The following is a 19,182-nucleotide window of genomic DNA, read 5'->3' as shown; positions in this document are numbered from 1 at the left end:
GGGTTGTCTGTGTGGGGGGCTGTGGGGGGTGTCTGTGTGGGTGGTCCGTCGAGGGCTATCCGTTGACGGACCGCAGATGGTCGCGCAACCCGATACCGAAGGACGTGGGGGTCCCCTGGTAGTCGGAGATCAGGGAAGGCCCGGAGCTGCAGTTCCAGGTGTTCCAGGTCCAGCCGAGGTACGAGAGCTCGCGGGCGTCGAACCACGCCATGACGCGGTCGATGAAGGAGTGGGCGCAGGTGTTCTCGCCGATCTCGCCCGCGACCAGCGGGACCCGGGCGGCGACGGGCGCGAGCGTGGAGTCCCAGCAGCTCTCGCTGGAGCAGGAGTTGAAGTTGTAGACGTGCCAGGCGGCGGCGAGATTGCCCGTGGGATCGTCGGGCTTGTACGTCAGCCACTGGCTCAGGTCGTTCGAGTAGGCGAGCCCGCCGGCGAGGATCACGTTCTTCGCGCCGGTGTCCCGGACGGCGTCGACGAGGTCCTGCATGCCGGCGACCTCGTAGTTGATGCCGGGGCAGGTGCCGCCATCGCGCCAGCAGGTCCACGCCTGGCCGGCCGTGGAGGTGGCGCGGTCCGGGTAGGGCTCGTTGAACAGGTCGAAGACGACGGCCGGATCGTCCTTGAAGGTGTTCGCGACCGAGGTCCAGAAGGACGGGGTGTACCGCATGTTGGGCATCGGCTTCTGGCAGGTCGCGTGCACGTCGGAGCAGCCGGCCGAGTTGCCGGTGTACTGGCCCCAGGACCAGTGCAGTTCGACCATCGGCGTCATGCCGTGCGCCTTCACCTTGGTCACCAGGTCCTCGACGGCGCCGATGTAGGTGGCGCCGGCGTACTCGGGCTTGATGTTGGACAGCCCGAGCCAGCACTCCTCGTTGAGCGGGATACGGACGGTGTTGGCGTTCCAGTCGGCGATCGCCTTGACCGAGGCGTCGTCGACGGGCCCGTCCCAGATGCCGTTGCCCTGGACGCAGGCGAACTCGCCGCCGGAGCGGTTGACGCCGAGCAGGCGCCGGGTCGCACCGCTGTCATCGACGAGCTTGTTGCCGGACACCTTGAGCACGGGAGGCCCGTCACTGCTCGGCGGCGGGTCCGTCGGTCCCGGATCCGTGGGTCCCGGGTCGGTCGGGTCCGGCGAGGGCTCCGCGTCCACGTTGCACGTCGTCCCGTTGAGCTTGAACGCCGTGGGCACGGCGTCGCTCCCCGACCCCGAGGCGATGAACCCGGCACTGACGCTCGCTCCCGAGCCCAGCGAACCGTTCCAGCTCTCGTTGGCCGCGGTGACCGTCGTACCGGACTGGGACCACCGGGCACTCCAGCCCTGGGTGACCTTCTGACCATCGGTGAGGTCGAAGGTCAGGCTCCAACCGCTCAGCGCCGCCTGGTTGTTGGTGATGTTCACGGCACCCTGGAAGCCGGCGTCCCACCGGCTGGTGACCGAGTACTCCACCGTGCAGGCGGGCGCGGCACCGGACGCCGTGACCACCGGCGCCACTGCTGTGCCGACAAGGGCGACCGCGGCGGCGACGAGTAAAAGACCTGAACGCGGGGGGTGTCGCATGAGCGACTCCTTGCAGCTCTGGCGCGCCGTGACTGACGCGTCGACTGATGGAATCGCTCCCACTGGTGTTGGGCGAAGGTAGCGCCAAGTGACGGTAAAGACCAGAGGTGACGCCATCTTGCGTTCGTCGAATCTTTTCGACTCTTCGAACACCTTGACCGCTTCCACCCCCCTCCCCAATATGGGAGCGCTCCCACTGGTTCAAGGCTTGTTGCTCCTCCCCCCACTTCCTAGAGCCGCAGGAGGAACCAGCACATGCGCACCGGACGGAGACGTCGCACGCGGCGGCTGTGGACCGCCGTCGTGGCGGCCCTCGCACTTCCCTTGACGATGCTGGGCTCGGGTTCAACACCCGCTCAAGCAGCAGCAGTTCAGTGCAGTGTCGACTACACGACCAATGACTGGGGCTCCGGTTTCACCGCCGAGCTCACGATCACCAACCGGGGCACGGAGGCGATCTCCGGCTGGACCCTGACCTACGACTACACGGGCAACCAGAAGCTCAGCAACGGCTGGAGCGGCACCTGGTCGCAGTCCGGCACGACGGTGACGGCGAAGAACGCGTCCTTCAACGGGACGATCGCCGTCGGAGCCGCCGTCACCACGGGCGCCCAGTTCACCTACAGCGGCAGCAACGCGGCGCCGACCAGGTTCGCGATCAACGGCACGACCTGTGCCGGCGCGCACCAGCCGCCGGTCACCGTGCTGACCAGCCCCGCCGCGGGCGCCGTCTACTCGCAGGGCGACGCGGTGCCGCTCGCCGCGACCGCCGCGGCGGCCGACGGCGCGACCGTCAGCAAGGTCGAGTTCTACGACGACACCAAGCTGCTGGGTACGGACACGACTTCCCCCTTCACGCTGTCCGTCTCCGATTTGGCCGTGGGCAGTCATTCGCTGGTCGCGAAGGCGTACGACAGCATGGGCGCGTCGGCGGACTCCACCCCGGTCGGCATCACGGTCGCCTCGGGCCCCGCCGTGGTGGCCTCGCCTCCCCAACTGGGCGTGCAGCAGGGCAAGACGGGCACGTACGAGGTGAAACTTTCGACACAGCCCTCGGGGAACGTGACGGTCACGTCCGCCCGTGCGAGCGGCAACTCGGGCCTGTCGGTGACCGGTGGCGCTTCCCTCACCTTCACTCCGCAGAACTGGAGCACCGCGCAGAAGGTGACCGTCACCGCGGGCACCTCCGGCACCGGCTCGGCGACCTTCGAGTCGACGGCCACCGGCCATGCCAAGGCCGCGGTGACCGTGACGCAGCTGGCCGCGTCGAAGGAGTACGACTCCCGCTTCCTGGAGATGTACGGCAAGATCACCAACCCGGCGAACGGCTACTTCTCCCCCGAGGGCATCCCGTACCACTCGGTGGAGACGCTGATCGTCGAGGCGCCGGACCAGGGCCATGAGACCACATCGGAGGCGTACAGCTACCTGCTGTGGCTCCAGGCCATGTACGGGAAGGTGACGGGCGACTGGTCCAAGTTCAACGGCGCCTGGGAGATCATGGAGAAGTACATGATCCCGACCCACGCCGACCAACCGACCAACTCCTTCTACAACGCCTCGAAGCCGGCGACGTACGCGCCCGAGTTCGACACCCCGAACGAGTACCCGGCGCGGCTCGACACCGGGATCCCGGTGGGCCAGGACCCGATCGCCGGCGAGCTGAAGAGCGCGTACGGCACGGACGACGTGTACGGCATGCACTGGCTCCAGGACGTCGACAACGTCTACGGCTACGGCAACTCGCCCGGCAAGTGCGAGGCGGGCCCGGCGGACACCGGACCGTCGTACATCAACACCTTCCAGCGCGGCCCGCAGGAGTCGGTGTGGGAGACCGTCCCGCAGCCCACCTGCGACGCCTTCAAGTACGGCGGGAAGAACGGGTACCTGGACCTCTTCACCGGCGACGCGTCGTACGCCAAGCAGTGGAAGTTCACCAACGCCCCCGACGCCGACGCGCGGGCCGTGCAGGCCGCGTACTGGGCCGACAAGTGGGCCAAGGAGCAGGGCAAGGGCGGTGACGTCTCCTCAGTCGTGGGCAAGGCCGCGAAGATGGGCGACTACCTGCGCTACGCCATGTACGACAAGTACTTCAAGAAAATCGGCAACTGTGTGGGGGCCTCGTCCTGCCCGGCGGGCACCGGCAAGGACTCCTCGCACTACCTGCTGTCCTGGTACTACGCGTGGGGCGGCGCCACCGACGCCTCGGCGGGCTGGGCCTGGCGCATCGGCTCCAGCTTCGCCCACGGCGGCTACCAGAACCCGCTCGCCGCGTACGCGCTGAGCAACTACGCGCCTCTGAAGCCCAAGTCGACGACCGGTCAGGCGGACTGGGCCAAGTCCCTGGACCGGCAGATCGAGTTCTACCGCTGGCTCCAGTCCAACGAGGGCGCCATCGCGGGCGGTGCCACCAACAGCTGGGCCGGGCGGTACGCCACCCCGCCGACCGGAAAGCCGACGTTCTACGGCATGTACTACGACGAGAAGCCCGTGTACCACGACCCGCCGTCCAACCAGTGGTTCGGCTTCCAGGCGTGGTCCATGGAGCGGGTCGCCGAGTACTACCAGCAGACGGGGAACGCGAGCGCGAAGGCGATTCTCGACAAGTGGGTCGACTGGGCGCTGTCCAAGACCACGGTCAACCCCGACGGCACCTACCGCATCCCCTCGACGCTCCAGTGGTCGGGCGCCCCCGACACCTGGAACGCCACGAACCCGGGTGCGAACGCCGGACTGCACGTCACCGTCGCCGACTACACCGACGACGTGGGCGTGGCGGCCGCGTACGCCAAGACGCTGACGTACTACGCTGACCGCTCCGGTGACACCGAGGCGGCGGCGACGGCGAAGGCACTGCTGGACGGCATGTGGAACAACCACCAGGACGCACTCGGCATCGCCGTCCCGGAGACCCGCGCCGACTACAACCGCTTCGACGACGGTCTGTACATCCCGAGCGGCTGGACCGGCACCATGCCGAACGGCGACACGATCAACTCGTCGTCGACCTTCGACTCGATCCGGTCGTTCTACGAGGACGACCCGGCCTGGTCGAAGATCGAGGCGTACCTGGCGGGCGGAGCCGCGCCCTCCTTCACGTACCACCGGTTCTGGGCCCAGGCCGACATCGCCCTGGCCATGGGCTCGTACGCGGAGCTCCTCGAATAAGTCCCCGCTAAGGCTCTGCGTACCCGGGCCCTGACATCCACGAGTCGTCAGGGCCCCAGGCCGGGCGGCCCCGTCCCCATCGGGTCCGCCCGGCCGTGCGTGCCTTTCCTCCCGTCCATTCCCCCCACCTTCACGGAGAGGACAACCGTGCGAAGAACCCGCATCCTCACGGCCGTACTCGCCCTGTCGGCCGGCCTGCTCGCGGGCAGCCAGCCCGCCCTGGCCGCGGGCACCGAGAAGGTGTCGGTCGCCGCCGACACCTACACCTGGAAGAACGCCCGCATCGACGGCGGCGGCTTCGTCCCCGGCATCGTCTTCAACCGCAAGGAGAAGAACCTCGCGTACGCCCGCACGGACATCGGCGGCGCCTACCGCTGGGCGGAGTCCTCGAAGACGTGGACCCCGCTGCTCGACTCGATCGGCTGGGACAACTGGGGCCACACGGGTGTCGTCAGCCTCGCCTCCGACACGGTCGACCCGAGCAAGGTGTACGCGGCCGTCGGCACGTACACCAACAGCTGGGACCCGAAGAACGGTGCCGTGCTCAGGTCCGCCGACCGGGGCGCGACCTGGCAGAAGGCCGACCTGCCGTTCAAGCTGGGCGGCAACATGCCCGGCCGCGGCATGGGCGAGCGTCTCGCGGTCGACCCGAACAGGAACAGCGTGCTGTACCTGGGCGCGCCCAGCGGCAAGGGCCTGTGGCGGTCGACGGACTCGGGGGCGACCTGGTCCCAGGTGACGAACTTCCCGAACGCCGGCAACTACGTGCAGGACCCGTCCGACACGAGCGGCTACGCGTCCGACAACCAGGGCATCGTCTGGGTCACCTTCGACGAGTCGACGGGCTCGTCCGGCAACGCCACGAAGACGGTCTACGTCGGGGTCGCCGACAAGGACAACGCGGTGTACCGCTCGACGGACGCGGGCGCCACCTGGTCCCGCCTGCCCGGCCAGCCGACCGGCTATCTGGCCCACAAGGGCGTCCTCGACGCGACGAACGGCTACCTGTACCTGGCCTACAGCGACAAGGGCGGCCCGTACGACGGAGGCAAGGGCCAGCTGTGGCGGTACGCGACGGCGACCGGCACCTGGACGAACATCAGCCCGGTCGCGGAGGCCGACACGTACTACGGCTTCGCCGGCCTGACCGTCGACCGCCAGAAGCCGGGCACCGTGATGGCCACGGCCTACAGCTCCTGGTGGCCGGACACGCAGATCTTCCGCTCCACGGACAGCGGCGGCACCTGGACGAAGGCGTGGGACTACACGTCGTACCCCAACCGGTCGAACCGCTTCACGATGGACGTCTCGTCCTCGCCCTGGCTGACCTGGGGCGCGAACCCGTCACCGCCCGAGCAGACCCCGAAGCTGGGCTGGATGACGGAGGCGCTGGAGATCGACCCGTTCAACTCCGACCGGATGATGTACGGGACGGGCGCGACGATCTACGGCACCGAGAACCTGACGCGGTGGGACGGCGGCACCCAGTTCACCATCAAGCCGATGGTGCAGGGCCTGGAGGAGACGGCGGTCAACGACCTGGCCTCTCCCCCGTCGGGCGCCCCGCTGCTCAGCGCGCTCGGCGACATCGGCGGCTTCCGCCACACGGACCTGACGAAGGTCCCCTCGCTGATGTACACGTCCCCGAACTTCACGACCACGACCAGCCTGGACTACGCCGAGTCGAACCCGGGCACGGTCGTCCGGGTGGGCAACCTCGACTCGGGTCCGCACATCGCGTTCTCGACGGACAACGGCGCCAACTGGTTCGCGGGCACGGACCCGTCGGGCGTGAGCGAGGGCGGTACGGTCGCCGCTGCCGCGGACGGCAGCCGCTTCGTGTGGAGCCCGACGGGGACGGGCGTGCAGTACACGACGGGGTTCGGGAACTCGTGGTCGGCGTCGAGCGGGATTCCCGCGGGCGCGATCGTCGAGTCCGACCGGGTCGACCCGAAGACCTTCTACGGCTTCAAGTCGGGCAAGTTCTACGTCAGCACCGACGGCGGCGCGACGTTCGCCGCATCGAACGCCACGGGCCTGCCGAGCGGCGACAGCGTCCGCTTCAAGGCGCTGCCCGGTACGAAGGGCGACATCTGGCTGGCAGGCGGTGCGGCAGACGGGGCGTACGGGCTGTGGCACTCGACGGACGGCGGCGCCACCTTCGCCAAGCTCTCGGGCGTCGAGCAGGCCGACACCATCGGCTTCGGCAAGGCGGCACCCGGTGCCTCCTACCAGACGCTCTACACCAGCGCGAAGATCGGCGGCGTCCGCGGCATCTTCCGCTCCACCGACAAGGGCGCGACCTGGACACGCATCAACGACGACGCCCACCAGTGGGGCTGGACGGGTGCCGCGATCACGGGTGACCCGCGGATCTACGGGCGGGTGTACGTGTCGACGAACGGGCGTGGGGTCGTCTACGGCGACACGTCCGGCGCGGGCGGAGGCGAAACGGACCCCGGGCCGGACCCGGAGCCGGGACCGGAACCGACAGGCGCCTGCGCGGTGACCTACAAGATCACCAACGAGTGGTCGGGCGGTTTCCAGGCGGACGTCCAGCTCACCAACACGGGCACGAGCGCATGGTCCGGATGGTCGCTGAACTGGTCCTTCCCGGGCGGCCAGACCATCTCACAGCTGTGGAACGCCGACCACACGCAGTCGGGCGCGTCGGTCACGGTGAAGAACGTGAACTGGAACGCGGCCGTGGCCGCGGGCTCGTCCGTCGGCTTCGGCTTCACCGGCAGCTGGTCGGGCTCGAACACGAAACCGACCGCCTTCAGGCTCGGTGATCAGACCTGCACGGTGAACTGAGCACGGTGGACTAAGCACGGTGGACTGAGCACGGTGGACTGAGCACGGTGGGCGCGTGCCGGATCGCGGCACGCGCCCTCGGCTCCTACTTCACCGACCACTGCCCCGTCTGGTCCGAGAACCCGGAGTTCATCGCGAACTGCAGGCTCACGATCTTCGAGTCCTTCGGCACCTGGAACACGATCCAGCCCAGGGCCTTCTCGCCCTTCGGCAAGCTCAGGTCGGACGCCATCGCCGGGCCCGCGGCGATCTCCCCGAACCACGCGTCGAACCGCTGCCCGTCGCTGTCGGCGGCCTTCGCCCCGTTGCCGGGGCTGTCCGCGTAGACCTTGCTGCCCGTGTTCACCAGCTCGAACTGAGCGGCGGCCCAGCGTTTGCCGTCCGGGGGGACGTTGATCTCGTCCGCGCCCTTCGCGGTGGGCAGCCACTTCTTCAGCGTGACGTCGAGTTGCTGGCCGTCGGTCCCCTTCAGGGCGAGGGTGTCGCCGACCCCGGCCGTCCTGTCCGCCGTGCGCGTGGCTCCGGCCTTCTCGTCGGCGGCCGTCCGGGTGTCGGCCTTCGGCTTGGTGGTGACGGTGTCCTCGCCGGTACCGCAAGCGGTGAGGGCGAGCAGGCCGGCGGCGGTGAGCCCGACGACGGTGGTGTGGATGCGGGTGTGCATGGTCCCCTCAGAGGTCGATGAGGCAGGGGACGTTATCACCGAACTGTCGGATTTGCCGGAACAAGAGGCGCGACAGCAACACGATCACGAAGGTCGCGGCTGCGTGCACGCCGCACGCAGCCGCTTCAGGTGTTTCAGCAGGTCACGGTGTGTAGACCGTCGGGCGGGGTGCCGTCGGCATCTTGTTGCCGATGAAGAAGCTCATGTGCGGCGGCTGGTTATAAGCCGTGTTCTGCCAGGCCAGGCCCGTGCGGTCTGCGGCGATGAAGTGCGGTTGACTCTCGAAGGTCCTGACCTGCTGGTATCTAGTGTCCTTGAGTGGTGCCGAGTGGTGACGGGTGGCATTTCTCCACGCCCCCAAACGCTCCCCGGAAGGCCCTGCTCCCCAGATCCTCCCCGGAATCCATCGCCGTAGATGCCCTATGAACTGCCGGGACACCTCGCCACGACCGCTTCCCCGACGTGCCCCGGCTCGTACTCGACGCCAGCCTGTTCGGCAGTGTTGCGGCGACAGCCCTCCATGACGAGGACGCAATCGCGACAGGCGCGCACTTCTTCCGGCTGGCCGGCTCGGGGCTTGATCATCTTGACGAGGGCAGTGTCGACGGTTCCGCCACCTGGGTGGCGAAAGCAGGTCCCCGGCTGCCAGGTATAGAGGTCGAGGATCTGCTGGCGGTCCATCTCTTCTCCCGTCGGTTGGCCGTCTGCGTCATACGGCGTGAACATTCGTTCGAATCTGGACGTTACCTGTCACCCTGTAGCGCACGCCAGCACGCGACAGGGCTGCGAGCGAGGGGGGTGGGTCATGCGGAACAAGCAATGAAGCGGCTCGACTAACTTCAAGATCAAATAATGCCTCGTTTACGAGGCTGACTTATGATCATGCAGGCCAGAGCGTTTGTCGAGTGCCACACCTGCCCGATGATGACGCCTGGCTCCTCGAACGCCGCCGCGCCATCGGCGACCGTATCCGCGTTACCCGGCTTCGCCAGAACATGACCCAGGAAGCCCTACACCTCTCGGCCGGCCTCTCCCGCGCCACCCTGCAGGGCATTGAGGCTGGCACGCGCGACGCCCGGATCTCGTCGCTCATAAAGATCGCGCGCGTCTTGGGTGTGCACGTCACCGACCTCCTCCGCGGTTACTGAATCATCGTCAATACGCGGGCACCCCTGAGGCAAGTACGCAGTCTGCATAGATCCGCGTGAACCGAAAGCGCTCCGTGTGAATTCCTCACCCGCAGGTCAGGCCATGGCCAAACGTTCCCTCGGGTAACTCAACTACCCGCCCGCTGCAAGGCTTTGGCGGCGGGTGGCGCTCACTGGGTGTGGTCGGAGAGCTGGCGGTAGGCGTCGTCGCAGACATCGATCCAGGCCCGGTACAGCCGTTCACCTTCGTCGCAGCGGTCGCGGTCGACGTCCCTGCACCTGGCGCACTCGTCGGTGACGTGTTGGACGTAGCGGCGCCGGGCCTGCTGGACGGGGCTGAGCTCGCCGCTGGGGGCGTTCATTTGGCGCGGCACGCCGGGTTCTGGTGTGGGCGGCGGGTCTCTACGCTCGTCCATGGTCGACGCTCCGATCGTCGGCTGCCTCCCGGATGCTGGCCCGCGTCCGGGGGGCGTTTTGTGCTGTGGGTCACCATACTCTCGCGGAATAGGCGGTATAGGTCGTATAGGCGGTCTCATCTCGCCTGTTCGGCTAAGCCCACCTAGCGTCTTGGATCATGAGGTGGGAGCCGGAAGTACCCAGGTGGCGGCAGGTGTGTGACGTAATGCGGGAGCGGATCGTCGACGGCACCTACACGCCCGGAGGCAGGCTTCCGTCCGCGATGGCAATCTGCGACGAGTTCGGGATTAGCCAGGTGACCGCGAAGCGCGTGTTGACAGAGCTGCGGAAGGCGGGGCTGGCCGTCATGTATCCCGGCGTGGGGACGTTCGTCACCGAGCTGCCGCGGCCGTCGGAGTCCTGACCACTGTCAGACCCGGCTCCTAGACTTGCCCGCATGCCGTCTAATCCCCTGTCGCCGGGTTCCGTGCGGCCTGCCGAGCAGGTCAACGCGGAGATCCGTGCGTTGTGGCCGCATCCGGCGGTGCGGCTGACGGCTGAGCAGCGGGCCCGGTACGCGCTGCTCGTCGAGGAGTGGACGCTGGCCGTCGCGGCGGAGCGGGCGTGCGGGGAGATCGTGAAGGCGGCGTAACCTTACCGCGTGGCAATCGAACTACCTGACGACCTGATCGAGCACGAACGTGCGGCGTGGGGCGAGATTCAGCGCGGCCAGCTCACCGTCGACACCGCCCTCGCCGTCCATGCTGGGGTCGGCGCATTCATCGCCCGCGACGAAGTCGACGCCTCCCGGTACGAGGTCGAGATGGAGCTCAAGCGGATCGTGCGGCACTCGGAGATGGCGGGCTAGCAGTCCCCGTCCCAGCGGAATCGCCACGCTCCGTCATCAGCCCGGCTGCAGCGCCCGCCTTCGACGATCGGCACGTACAGGGCCCGTCGGATCGGGGCCACCTTCCCGGCAGCCGCCTCGAACAGGGCCGACAACGGCTCCTCAAGAGGCAGCTGAACGGCGAGGCCCGGGTGTGCGCGGTCCAGCTTCAGGCGGGTGCCGTCGCGAGGGCCGCCCACGCAGACGACCGCGCACTCCGCAGCTCGGCTTGGGGCTCCAGCGGGCCCGACGTCTGGGTCTTGAACGGTCACCGGCAGTGTGGCCAGGAAGGCGTCGTCGAGTTGGAGGCCTGTCTCTTTGAGGACGACTGCCGCCAGCTCGGACCTCACCTTGTCGGTGAGCATGTCGCGGACTGGGCCGTCTTCCTCCCAGATCTCGCGGGCTACCGGGAGCTCCACCCATGCCTCGCCCATGGTGAGCAGCACCGAACAGACGAGGTTGATCGTCGGCGAGAACGGAGCCACAGGCCCTCCTAAGTCGAGCGCCCCGCACCGGGCATCACTCCGGGCGGGGCGAGCGCGTGCAGCCATGCAGCGCGGATACGTGGCTCCAACTGTACGAGCCGCCACCGACAACGAGGGTTGGTCAGGCGCGAGCGGCGATCATTCGTCGTCGTATTCGAGCACCTCGCGGTGGTGTGGCGCTGCAGGGGCAGGCGGCAGGCGGCAGGCGGCAGGCGGCAGGCGGCAGGCGGGAAACGTTCACGGCGTGCATGGCCAGCAGCTCGTCGACGTCCAGGCTTGCTCCTCTCCGATGCGACGCGGGGGATCCTACGCCATAGAATCGAACGCGTGAACGATAGCCCGCCGTCCCGTCTCGACATGCTGCGCTTCCTTGAGCGCATCCAGCTCGCCGACCTCCAACGCACCCGGCAATGGATCGCCCGAGAAGAGCAGCGGGAAGCCGAGCGGCGCCGCGGCGAAGAGCGTCGGCCACCCGCCCCGGACTGGCTGTTGCAGCAGTCCCTGGGTGGACGACATCCCGTCGCAGTGCACGTCGGCGGCTGCCACATGGCGGGGAAGAACGTGCGCGGAATCGGGCGGGACCAGGCCGTCCGGGCGCTCACGGAAGGCGTGGCGGCGTGCACGCACTGCAGGCCGGACACGGAGCTCGGCGTGCTCGACTAGGCGCTGCGCTTCGCCCGGCCCGCGGTCTTCTTCACCGTCTTCCTGGCGGCCTAGCGGACGCGGCCCATGTCCTCCCGGTGGTACTGGTGGAACGAGATCGAATGCGTCTCGGTGGCGCTCACCACACGAAGCCAGATGGCAGGTATGGCTGACCTCCGCAGGCTGCCCCGAGCAGCACCAGCCTATGAGCCGCCCCACCAGCCCGCGAGCCAGGCGCTGTCAGTGCCGCCAGCGATGATGAGCGCATGACGACCACCATGCAGAACTACGCGCTCACCTGGACCGACACCGACGGCACACCGCGGGCATCCGCTGTCGCCTACGACGAGACCAGCGCCGGACGGCAGAAGTCCGTACTCGAAGCGGCAGGCAGCACCAACGTGGAGATCGTGCCGGTCAAGCCCGGCCAACTCCCCCAGGTGTAGGACCGTGCGCGGGCGCCCGCCCTGACGGCGGGGCGCGCACCACCATCTGTCACGAAAAGGTGACTACTCCCCCATACACCCACCAGCGCCCCACCAGATGACTACCGTCGTCGCTCCACCACAAGCAGGGGGGACGATGACCAACCCGTACACGCCCATGCCGCCAGCGCCACGCCCGGCCGACACCCGCCCGCTCTACAGGCGCCCCCGCGTATGGGCTGGCGGCTCGGGCCTGTTCATCGCCGGCGCGCTGATCGCCGCCACCGGGAACGGCGGGCAGCAACCCGCCGCCGAGATCAAATCCGCGCCAGCCGCGACCATCACCGTGACGGCCACACCCGAGCCAGGCCCAACCGTCACCGAGACCATCAAAGCCAAGGCCAAGCCACAGCCCACGGTCACCGTCACCAAAACCGCCCGTGCCCAGGTCGCCGACACCAACAGCAGTAGCGGAAGCGACAGCGGCAGCGACACCACGGGCACGTGCTCGATCGTCTCCAGCTCGGGCAACTGCTACTCGGCAGGACAGTTCTGCCGGAACAGTGACCACGGGGCCAGCACGACCACCGCCAGCGGCGCGAGGATCAAGTGCGTGTACAGCTCCAACGCATGGCGGTGGACCTACTCCTAACAAGACAGCGGCGCCCGACTCGACGGGGGACGAGACGGGCGCCACAGCCAGTGTGGCACGGGGCTGTCGAGGGCCGGGGGAACACTCCGCCGAAATGGCCTTACCGTCCCAGCATGAGCACTCCGAAGACCATCTACAGCCAGTCCGAAGCCCGCGGGCTTCGCGACCATCCCTGTATCCACTGCGGCCGGCTGAGCCGTGTCGACAAGCGCGTCCAGGCCGACATGGGCGGCGGCGTCAACCCGGACGTGTCCGTCCTCTGGTACTGCCCCGACCTCATCTGCGAGGGGCACGACGGGTTCTCGATCGAGAGCCAGTAGGCTGACGCGACGACGCCCCGCCCACTTACCCTGGGCGGGGCGCCGTTGCTGCTGTCAGTCAGGCGGCGGGCTTGATGACGGCGAGCAGGGCACGGAGCTGGTCCGTGGTCACCTCGGAGCGCACCTCGTGCTTGACGTCGATCCCGGCGGCCAGCAACTCCATGAACAGCGACCTGCGCTGGTTCATCTCCTCGTACTGCTTTTGTGTCATCAGTCGGGCACGGACTCCGACGTTGCCCTCCTCGGCTCCCGTCTTCCGGTCGAACCGCTCCCGGCGCTCGTACCCGTGGAGGGACACGTACAGGTACTTACGGCCGACTCGCGAAACGGTGACGGGCTCGTCACCTCGGAAGCGGTTGCCCGTGACGAGGACGAGGTTGTCACCGATCTTGACGTTGCCTAGTCCGTTCATGCTCATGAGTTCTTCCTCTCCAGGTACCGGTAGATGGTGGTGCGGGCGACGCCGAGTTCGTCGGCGATGGCCTGCACGGTGTGCTTGCGTTTCCCGTCCTCGCCCAGCTCGTCGTACATCTCCTGGGCGAGCTTGACCTGGCGCGGCTTAAGGGCCTGCTTCCTGCCGCCGACCCGGCCTCGGGCGCGGGCGGCTTCGAGGCCGTCGCGAGTGCGCTCGACGATAAGGGACCGCTCGAACTCCGCGATGGCGCCGAGGATGTGGAAGAACATCCGCCCGGCCGGGGTGCTGGTGTCGATGCCCTGGCTCAGGACGACGAGGTTGACGCCCTTCTTCTCCAGCTGCTCGGAGAGCTCGATGAGGTTCTTCAGGGAGCGTCCGAGCCGGTCGAGCTTGGTGATGACGAACTCGTCTCCTTCGCGGGCGGCGATCAGCGCCTTGTCGAGCTCGGGCCGGGAAGCTAGCTTGCCGGAGGCCTTGTCGACGAAGACGGGATCGCATCCTGCTTCTTTGAGGGCGTCCTCCTGTGCGTCTGGGTTCTGGTCGCGTGTGGAGACGCGGCCGTATCCGATTCTCATGAACCGAGCGTAGCGATTCTGAGCCCTTTACGCGACATAGTTGAGGACACGAGTTTGCGTCACTCTCGAACTGCAGGAACGCAGTTGGGGGTAGGGGTGTCGATAGACGGTCGTTTCTCGACGTGCCGCCTAGGCTCCCCGCTGTGACACACTCCGCGCCATGAAGACGTGCACCACCTGCCGCCAGGAGTACGACGAGACGGACGACGAGGCGGTCAAGCACCACACCGAGGACGCCCGCGCTGCTACATGTGTCACGGCTCGTTCTGCTTCTGCCCCGCGCACTGACTCCGGGCATGACGAAGGGCCCCGCGCCGAGGAGGAGCGGGGCCCGCGATATGGCATGTTATCGAGAGTGCTCGACCACAATGGGGGATTGTTTCAGGGAACGTGACGACTCGCACCTGGAGGCATCGGTGCCCTCCTCGTACCGTGTCCCTGCATGTGGTTATCACTGGTAAGCGCCATCACCGGCGCAGTCATCGCCACGGCCTCCAGCGCCTTCCTCGACCATCACCGTTGGCGCCGGGACCAGGCGCAGCAGCTCACTGACACCCGTCGCGTCCTGTACGGCGAATACCTTGCCGCTCTCTCGAAGGCCCGGAACCACTTCCGCAGCCTCGCCCGAGACCTTGACATCGATCCGAAGGAACGAGGAGCCTCCGCCCGCACTAGCTTTGTGCCCTGCTACGACGGCCGGTATCAGATCGCAATCACCGCCTCTGCCAAGGTAGTTGCTGCTTCCGAGGAGACGTTCCGAAAGCTTCGCAACATACGCGACGTAGCGGGCTCTGGTGCTCTCGCCGGAGACGAGAGGTACGCGGAGGGGCGTAGTGAGTACGAAGTCGCCCTTGCGAAACTGCGTAAGGCGATGCGCGAGGAACTTGGAGCGGACCGCGTCTAAGCATCTCTATAACAGATGCGAGCTCACAGAACCAGGTTGGCGATGTCCCCTACCGTGACATCCGGTCCCTCACGTCGCGCACAGCTAACCGCCCCCGCTCCCCCTGCGCGTGTGAGGCAGGGAGGCGGGGGCGCTGTCGCGTCCAACGTCGAGGATCGGCGCCAGGGCTACCTCCTCACGCCGGCGAAAGGCTAGCCTCCCTTGATCGCGGTCATGCACAGGGCGGCTATGTACGTGCCCTTGAAATGGACCCACCTGTTGGAGGTTCCCCCGCAGGCCGTGTAGTTGCCGCCCTTCAGTTCGCTGGTCACGATGTTCCCGCAGACCGTCTGCCCCTTGGACAGGGAGCCGACAACACTGCCGAAGGTCGAAGGCTGGCTGCGCACGGTGACGCCAGTCTTCGCGGCGTAAGTCGTACAGCCCGCGGCGACCGCCTGCTGTGCCGTGGCTGCTTGCGCCGGGCCAGCGGCGACGAGACCGCTGGCGCCGATGAGTACTGCCGATGCGAGAGCGGTCACCACTCGCAGATTCTTCACTTGTCCCCCTACAGACCTGGTGACGGTTGATCGACTGCTCGTGCGGCTCCACGGTCTCACTGCTGGCATCAGATCGTCTTTGATCGGGAGTCCACAGATCCTTGATGCTCAGTCCCCGCACGCCCGCAGCGGCTCCGAGCCGCGATCCAACTCAGTTGCGCGCTACCTGGCATCGGTTAGGCGCCCCTGACTTGACGCCGTGGCTAGCCTCCGACCATGACCACGTACAAGGGCGATGCCATCCTCCTTGCCGAGGACGGCCGCGAGTTCGAAACCGAAGCAGAGCTCACCAAGGACTCGTCCGGGAGTTGGCGCGGAACCCTCACCTTCCGCGACGTGACGCTGTTCCGAGCTCTGCTGAACATCAGCGACGGCCACCTCCTCATCGACCGGAAGACGGGAGAGTTCGTCCGGCCGGATACCTCCGATTGGACTGCCAGCCCCGCCGGCCCGCAGGTGATGCGCATCCTGGGTAGCGGCGAGGCTCCGTTCTGACGACAGCTCAGTGCCCCGCTCCCTCGCCACACGGCAGGGAGGCGGGGCTCGGTCGTTCCTGCGACGAGCACGTAAGGGAACGTTATGCGCTACCTCTTGCATCCATCCTTGGCATTCACTCTTGACTGCATATCTTGAGTTGCTACCTTGAGTTCATGACGACAGCTACCGAACAGGGCACGCACTGCTGGCACATGTCGTTCCTCGCACGCAACGAGATCGGTCTGACCGCGCAGGATCGCAGCGGGCACTGGACGCCGACGCAAGGCATGACCCGCTTCGACGCCATGAACGAGATCCGCCGCCAGGTCGTCGGGGCCAGCCCGTACCTCGCGGACGCCGCGATGCTCAGCTTCGACATCCAGCCCAACACCCTCTGAGGCAACCAGACATGACGAGCAACCACCGCCTGATCCCGAATGGCTTCTGCTGGTGCGGCTGCGGCCGTGAGATCACCCTCGGGAAGTTCTTCGCCCAGGGCCACGACAAGGTCGCCGAAGCCGCCCTGATGGCGGTCCGGTACGAGGCGTCGGTCCCTCGCCTGCTGGCAGAGCACGGGTTCGGCCCCGACAAGTCGGTGACCGACGCGGCCGTCAACGAGGGAGGCTGGGAGAAGTGCCCGCGCGGCTGCGGCTACGTCGGCGCCCCTGCATCCGTCACCAACCACATCCGCAAGCACCACACGAACAAGGAGAGTTAAGCATGGGATTCCCGAAGATCGTGCGTCAGACGCCGGTCAAGCACGGCACCGAAGTGACGCTGACGGTGTCCACCGTGCAGATCGCTCGCAACTACTACGACACCGTCATCTTCGACGACAGTGCCGACAAGCGTCACAACGGCATGGTCCTGAACGGGCACGAGTACGAGGGCCGCACGTTTGGGCCCTACGTCATCGACAAGTCGAGCACCCGAGTCGGCACTCGCGCCGAGGCCATGGAGCACCATCGCGAAGCCCTGTACGCGGCGCGCACCGAAACGCCCCGCGCCTCACGCGCATTCGTCGAGCAGTGAGCGGTCCCCGCCTGCCGTTAACAGGCGGGGACCTCCCCGAACTCTAGCCGTACCAGCGAGGCGCCCCCGCTCCCCCCGCCGCATCAGCGGCGAGGAGGCGGGGGCGCCTGTGTGTCAGCTCGCATCTGTCGCCATCTTCTTGAGCGTGTCGATGACGGCCCGGCAGTCGTCAGCTGCGCGATGCCCGGCGCCGGGCAGGGGCTGCCACCGGTAGTCGCCCTGCGTGTACAGCGGCTGGTTGTCGCGGAAGTCGTAGTCCCACGTCCAGTCGCCGCACCATTCGGCGTAGGCCCCCATGGCACAGTCTTCCCACGTTTGTGCGGCCAGCCAGGCGCGCGCGGCTGGGTGGATGCGTCGCCGGCCGTTGCGGGGCTTCTCCAGGTTGACCCAGCGGGTGCGGTAGTGGTGGTGGAGTTCGACGGCCAGGCGACGCTTGTCGAAGTCCCGGTTGTAGATGACGACCTTGCGGTTGATGAGCGCGCCAGTGAGCTGTACCAGCAGGTCGCTGAAGCCGGGGGCAGTCTTGACCATGTCGTCGGTGATTCCGTGGATGCGAGTGGCCTCGGCCGGGATGGGCACGCCCGGGTTGATGAGGCTGTCGAGCAGGACGCTGCCGTCGACGCTGAGAACGGCGATCTCGACGATGCGGGCGCCGTCGTGGAGGCCGGTGGTCTCCGTGTCCAGGACGACGCAGGTCGGGTCATCGAGAACTTGGCGCGCCCACCCTGCGGCGGCGTCGTGGTCCTGGCGCAGCATCGTCATGAACTCCTGCTCGCACCACCCCTTGTGGATCTCGTCGCAGAGTGGGCACGCGCGCTGCTTCCACCAGAGTGCGCGCCCTGCGGAGAGTGCGGCGAGCTGAGCAGGAGTCGACTTCGGCTGGGCGGCGGTCTGGTCGAGCGCGTACAGCGGTGCGTGATGGTGGCGGGGCATGCAGTACAGCCACGCCTGTGGACGGTCCTTCTGCCCTGGGCGCAGTCGACGCCCTGCGCCACGGAGTTGGGCGCGGGTCATGAGGCCGATAGGTGCGCTGCCAGTGCTGTAGACGGGCAGGTCTTGGTAGGTGGCGGTCACGGCTGCTCCTCGGCGGGCGGGATGACGATGGCGAGGTAGGCGCGAAGGGCGCCCTCGGTGTAATGGCTCGGCCGGTACGACACTGGGCCGGCGGATCCGCCTGCGGCTTCCTGCATGGCTGCGACCAGACGGCGCACGTCCGTCTCGTGGCCGACGAGTCGGATCTCGACCGGTGAGCCAGGGCCCGTCGGCGACTCTTCGGTTCGGGGGCGTGGGGAGCGGCGGGCTGGTGTGCGAGCCAAGACTGAACTCCTCGGCGTGAGGGGCGGGTTGGGGCTGGCTTGATGCTGCCCGGCCCCCCCGCATCACTCGCAATACCCCACAAATGGCGGAAGTGCCCCCTATAGGGACGCGTGCGCGTGCAGGGGTCTAGAGGTCCTCCCGAGCCTTGGTAACGACTTAGCAAAGAGTGGCGGGCGCCCCTGCGGCAGGGCACACCGAAGCGCCCCCGCCCCCTGCCGCTGACGCGACAGGAAGGCGGGGGCGGTGTCGTTCGGTCAGACCGTCTCGTCCGGTGGAGGCCAGTCGGGTTCGAGGAACGGCTGGGTGGCCGGGGCGGGTACAGGCTGGGGTTCGGCTTCGCCGAGTTGGACGAGGCTGCCCACGTCGGCGGCATTGTCGTCGCGGCGCGGCGGGCGCTCGATGGCGTCGGGCATGCGGGCTCCTAGGGGTACTGGCGGCGTTGCGGATCGAGGCCCAGCGCCTGCGGGTTGTTCCCGTTGCCGTTCCCAGGGTCGGGTGGCGGCGCGTTGTCCTTGCGACAGACCAACGCATCCGCATCCCAGGTTGGGGCTTGGAGGCTGTAACCGTCGGGGCAGGTCTGCCCGTCCCGGCCGTCCTTCCCATCCTTGCCCGCGGCCCCCTGCGGGCCGGTCGCCCCGGTCTCACCTTGGACGCCCTGCGGGCCTGAAGGTCCGGTGGCGCCAACTATGCCGGGCTGCCCCGCCGTCCCGACTCCGTCCGTTCCGTCCGTCCCGTTCTTGCCCGGAGGGCCGGTTGGCCCAGGTGAGCCCG

At 67.7% G+C, this 19,182-nt stretch carries 26 protein-coding genes and 1 pseudogene; 15 read left to right on the top strand and 12 right to left on the bottom strand.

Features of this window, described 5'->3' with window-relative positions; genetic code table 11:
* Positions 1-55 precede the first annotated feature (55 nt).
* On the bottom strand, positions 56-1,558 hold the full coding sequence (locus FPZ41_RS01515; protein WP_152858085.1) for a cellulase family glycosylhydrolase: 1,503 nt from the start codon (positions 1,556-1,558) through the stop codon (positions 56-58).
* A gap of 255 nt (positions 1,559-1,813) precedes the next feature.
* On the opposite strand from FPZ41_RS01515, the gene FPZ41_RS01510 reads away from it, so the two are divergent.
* Both FPZ41_RS01510 and FPZ41_RS01505 read left to right on the top strand, forming a co-directional pair.
* Positions 1,814-4,726, top strand: coding sequence for a glycoside hydrolase family 48 protein (locus FPZ41_RS01510; RefSeq protein ID WP_152858083.1), 2,913 nt, complete (start codon positions 1,814-1,816; stop codon positions 4,724-4,726).
* 147 nt (positions 4,727-4,873) lie between these two features.
* Positions 4,874-7,540 carry a cellulose binding domain-containing protein gene (locus FPZ41_RS01505; RefSeq protein ID WP_322619700.1) on the top strand — a complete coding sequence of 889 codons (2,667 nt, stop codon included), beginning with the start codon at positions 4,874-4,876 and terminating at the stop codon, positions 7,538-7,540.
* Between the two features lie 85 nt (positions 7,541-7,625).
* Here the strand turns inward: FPZ41_RS01505 and FPZ41_RS01500 are convergent, their stop codons facing one another.
* From FPZ41_RS01500 to FPZ41_RS01490, 3 genes and pseudogenes are all read right to left on the bottom strand, one after another.
* On the bottom strand, positions 7,626-8,201 hold the full coding sequence (locus FPZ41_RS01500; RefSeq protein WP_152858081.1) for a DUF4352 domain-containing protein: 576 nt from the start codon (positions 8,199-8,201) through the stop codon (positions 7,626-7,628).
* Positions 8,202-8,343: 142 nt separating this feature from the next.
* A pseudogene (locus FPZ41_RS50120) lies at positions 8,344-8,454 on the bottom strand (rhamnogalacturonan lyase family protein); the annotation flags it as partial.
* A 167-nt stretch (positions 8,455-8,621) separates the two neighbouring features.
* Positions 8,622-8,927: a hypothetical protein gene (locus FPZ41_RS01490; RefSeq protein ID WP_152858075.1), complete on the bottom strand. Its 306-nt coding sequence runs from the start codon at positions 8,925-8,927 to the stop codon at positions 8,622-8,624.
* Positions 8,928-9,106: 179 nt separating this feature from the next.
* Between FPZ41_RS01490 and FPZ41_RS01485 the strand changes: the two genes are divergently transcribed.
* On the top strand, positions 9,107-9,349 hold the full coding sequence (locus FPZ41_RS01485) for a helix-turn-helix domain-containing protein (protein WP_322619699.1): 243 nt from the start codon (positions 9,107-9,109) through the stop codon (positions 9,347-9,349).
* 170 nt (positions 9,350-9,519) lie between these two features.
* Here FPZ41_RS01485 and FPZ41_RS01480 read toward each other — a convergent pair whose 3' ends face one another.
* Positions 9,520-9,765 (bottom strand): hypothetical protein, encoded by a 246-nt coding sequence (locus FPZ41_RS01480; protein WP_152858071.1) that lies wholly within the window; start codon positions 9,763-9,765, stop codon positions 9,520-9,522.
* Positions 9,766-9,959: 194 nt separating this feature from the next.
* On the opposite strand from FPZ41_RS01480, the gene FPZ41_RS01475 reads away from it, so the two are divergent.
* From FPZ41_RS01475 to FPZ41_RS01465, 3 genes are read left to right on the top strand one after another with little or no spacing between them, the layout of a single operon-like run.
* Complete coding sequence (locus tag FPZ41_RS01475; protein ID WP_322619698.1) at positions 9,960-10,169, top strand: winged helix-turn-helix domain-containing protein; 210 nt, start codon at positions 9,960-9,962, stop codon at positions 10,167-10,169.
* 33 nt (positions 10,170-10,202) lie between these two features.
* Positions 10,203-10,397: a hypothetical protein gene (locus FPZ41_RS01470; protein WP_152858067.1), complete on the top strand. Its 195-nt coding sequence runs from the start codon at positions 10,203-10,205 to the stop codon at positions 10,395-10,397.
* Between the two features lie 9 nt (positions 10,398-10,406).
* Positions 10,407-10,613 carry a hypothetical protein gene (locus tag FPZ41_RS01465; protein ID WP_322619697.1) on the top strand — a complete coding sequence of 69 codons (207 nt, stop codon included), beginning with the start codon at positions 10,407-10,409 and terminating at the stop codon, positions 10,611-10,613.
* Here the strand turns inward: FPZ41_RS01465 and FPZ41_RS01460 are convergent.
* Positions 10,610-11,116, bottom strand: coding sequence for a hypothetical protein (locus tag FPZ41_RS01460; protein WP_152858065.1), 507 nt, complete (start codon positions 11,114-11,116; stop codon positions 10,610-10,612). The two genes, FPZ41_RS01465 and FPZ41_RS01460, sit on opposite strands and share 4 nt — an antisense overlap.
* Before the next feature lie 327 nt (positions 11,117-11,443).
* Between FPZ41_RS01460 and FPZ41_RS01455 the strand changes: the two genes are divergently transcribed.
* The 4 genes from FPZ41_RS01455 to FPZ41_RS01440 all read left to right on the top strand — a co-directional run bounded on the left by FPZ41_RS01455 (position 11,444) and on the right by FPZ41_RS01440 (position 13,155).
* Positions 11,444-11,779, top strand: coding sequence for a DUF6233 domain-containing protein (locus tag FPZ41_RS01455; protein WP_322619696.1), 336 nt, complete (start codon positions 11,444-11,446; stop codon positions 11,777-11,779).
* Positions 11,780-12,024: 245 nt separating this feature from the next.
* Complete coding sequence (locus FPZ41_RS01450) at positions 12,025-12,204, top strand: hypothetical protein (protein ID WP_152858063.1); 180 nt, start codon at positions 12,025-12,027, stop codon at positions 12,202-12,204.
* 136 nt (positions 12,205-12,340) lie between these two features.
* Positions 12,341-12,835, top strand: coding sequence for a hypothetical protein (locus tag FPZ41_RS01445; protein WP_152858061.1), 495 nt, complete (start codon positions 12,341-12,343; stop codon positions 12,833-12,835).
* Positions 12,836-12,948: 113 nt separating this feature from the next.
* Positions 12,949-13,155, top strand: coding sequence for a hypothetical protein (locus FPZ41_RS01440; RefSeq protein ID WP_152858059.1), 207 nt, complete (start codon positions 12,949-12,951; stop codon positions 13,153-13,155).
* Between the two features lie 58 nt (positions 13,156-13,213).
* Here FPZ41_RS01440 and FPZ41_RS01435 read toward each other — a convergent pair whose 3' ends face one another.
* Positions 13,214-13,573, bottom strand: coding sequence for a beta barrel domain-containing protein (locus FPZ41_RS01435; RefSeq protein ID WP_152858057.1), 360 nt, complete (start codon positions 13,571-13,573; stop codon positions 13,214-13,216).
* Positions 13,570-14,145 carry a recombinase family protein gene (locus FPZ41_RS01430; RefSeq protein WP_152858055.1) on the bottom strand — a complete coding sequence of 192 codons (576 nt, stop codon included), beginning with the start codon at positions 14,143-14,145 and terminating at the stop codon, positions 13,570-13,572. The genes FPZ41_RS01435 and FPZ41_RS01430 overlap by 4 nt, the downstream gene beginning before the upstream one ends.
* A 442-nt stretch (positions 14,146-14,587) precedes the next feature.
* Between FPZ41_RS01430 and FPZ41_RS01425 the strand changes: the two genes are divergently transcribed.
* On the top strand, positions 14,588-15,049 hold the full coding sequence (locus tag FPZ41_RS01425; RefSeq protein WP_152858053.1) for a hypothetical protein: 462 nt from the start codon (positions 14,588-14,590) through the stop codon (positions 15,047-15,049).
* A gap of 191 nt (positions 15,050-15,240) precedes the next feature.
* On the opposite strand, the gene FPZ41_RS01420 is transcribed toward FPZ41_RS01425, so the two are convergent.
* Positions 15,241-15,585, bottom strand: a complete 345-nt coding sequence (locus FPZ41_RS01420) for an SH3 domain-containing protein (protein ID WP_152858051.1) — start codon at positions 15,583-15,585, stop codon at positions 15,241-15,243.
* A 216-nt stretch (positions 15,586-15,801) separates the two neighbouring features.
* On the opposite strand from FPZ41_RS01420, the gene FPZ41_RS01415 reads away from it, so the two are divergent.
* From FPZ41_RS01415 to FPZ41_RS01400, 4 genes are all read left to right on the top strand, one after another.
* On the top strand, positions 15,802-16,080 hold the full coding sequence (locus FPZ41_RS01415; RefSeq protein ID WP_152858049.1) for a hypothetical protein: 279 nt from the start codon (positions 15,802-15,804) through the stop codon (positions 16,078-16,080).
* A gap of 155 nt (positions 16,081-16,235) precedes the next feature.
* Positions 16,236-16,460, top strand: coding sequence for a hypothetical protein (locus tag FPZ41_RS01410; RefSeq protein ID WP_152858047.1), 225 nt, complete (start codon positions 16,236-16,238; stop codon positions 16,458-16,460).
* 11 nt (positions 16,461-16,471) lie between these two features.
* The gene (locus tag FPZ41_RS47780; RefSeq protein WP_228022341.1) at positions 16,472-16,780 is read left to right on the top strand and encodes a hypothetical protein; all 309 of its coding nucleotides are present in this window, start codon (positions 16,472-16,474) and stop codon (positions 16,778-16,780) included.
* 2 nt (positions 16,781-16,782) lie between these two features.
* Entirely contained in the window at positions 16,783-17,094 is a 312-nt protein-coding gene (locus FPZ41_RS01400) for a hypothetical protein (RefSeq protein WP_152858045.1), read from the top strand.
* Positions 17,095-17,208: 114 nt separating this feature from the next.
* Here FPZ41_RS01400 and FPZ41_RS01395 read toward each other — a convergent pair whose 3' ends face one another.
* From FPZ41_RS01395 to FPZ41_RS46815, 3 genes are all read right to left on the bottom strand, one after another.
* Positions 17,209-18,168, bottom strand: coding sequence for an exonuclease domain-containing protein (locus FPZ41_RS01395; protein WP_194235942.1), 960 nt, complete (start codon positions 18,166-18,168; stop codon positions 17,209-17,211).
* Positions 18,165-18,410 carry a hypothetical protein gene (locus FPZ41_RS46820; protein WP_194235941.1) on the bottom strand — a complete coding sequence of 82 codons (246 nt, stop codon included), beginning with the start codon at positions 18,408-18,410 and terminating at the stop codon, positions 18,165-18,167. The genes FPZ41_RS01395 and FPZ41_RS46820 overlap by 4 nt, the downstream gene beginning before the upstream one ends.
* A gap of 255 nt (positions 18,411-18,665) precedes the next feature.
* Positions 18,666-18,824 carry a hypothetical protein gene (locus FPZ41_RS46815; RefSeq protein WP_194235940.1) on the bottom strand — a complete coding sequence of 53 codons (159 nt, stop codon included), beginning with the start codon at positions 18,822-18,824 and terminating at the stop codon, positions 18,666-18,668.
* Between the last annotated feature and the right edge of the window lie 358 nt (positions 18,825-19,182).

Origin of the sequence: Streptomyces acidicola (genome assembly GCF_009377235.1) — a bacterium.
GTDB lineage: Bacteria > Actinomycetota > Actinomycetes > Streptomycetales > Streptomycetaceae > Streptomyces > Streptomyces acidicola.
The sequence above is the reverse complement of the archived record's forward strand: the minus strand, read 5'-3'. Positions and strand labels throughout refer to the sequence as shown.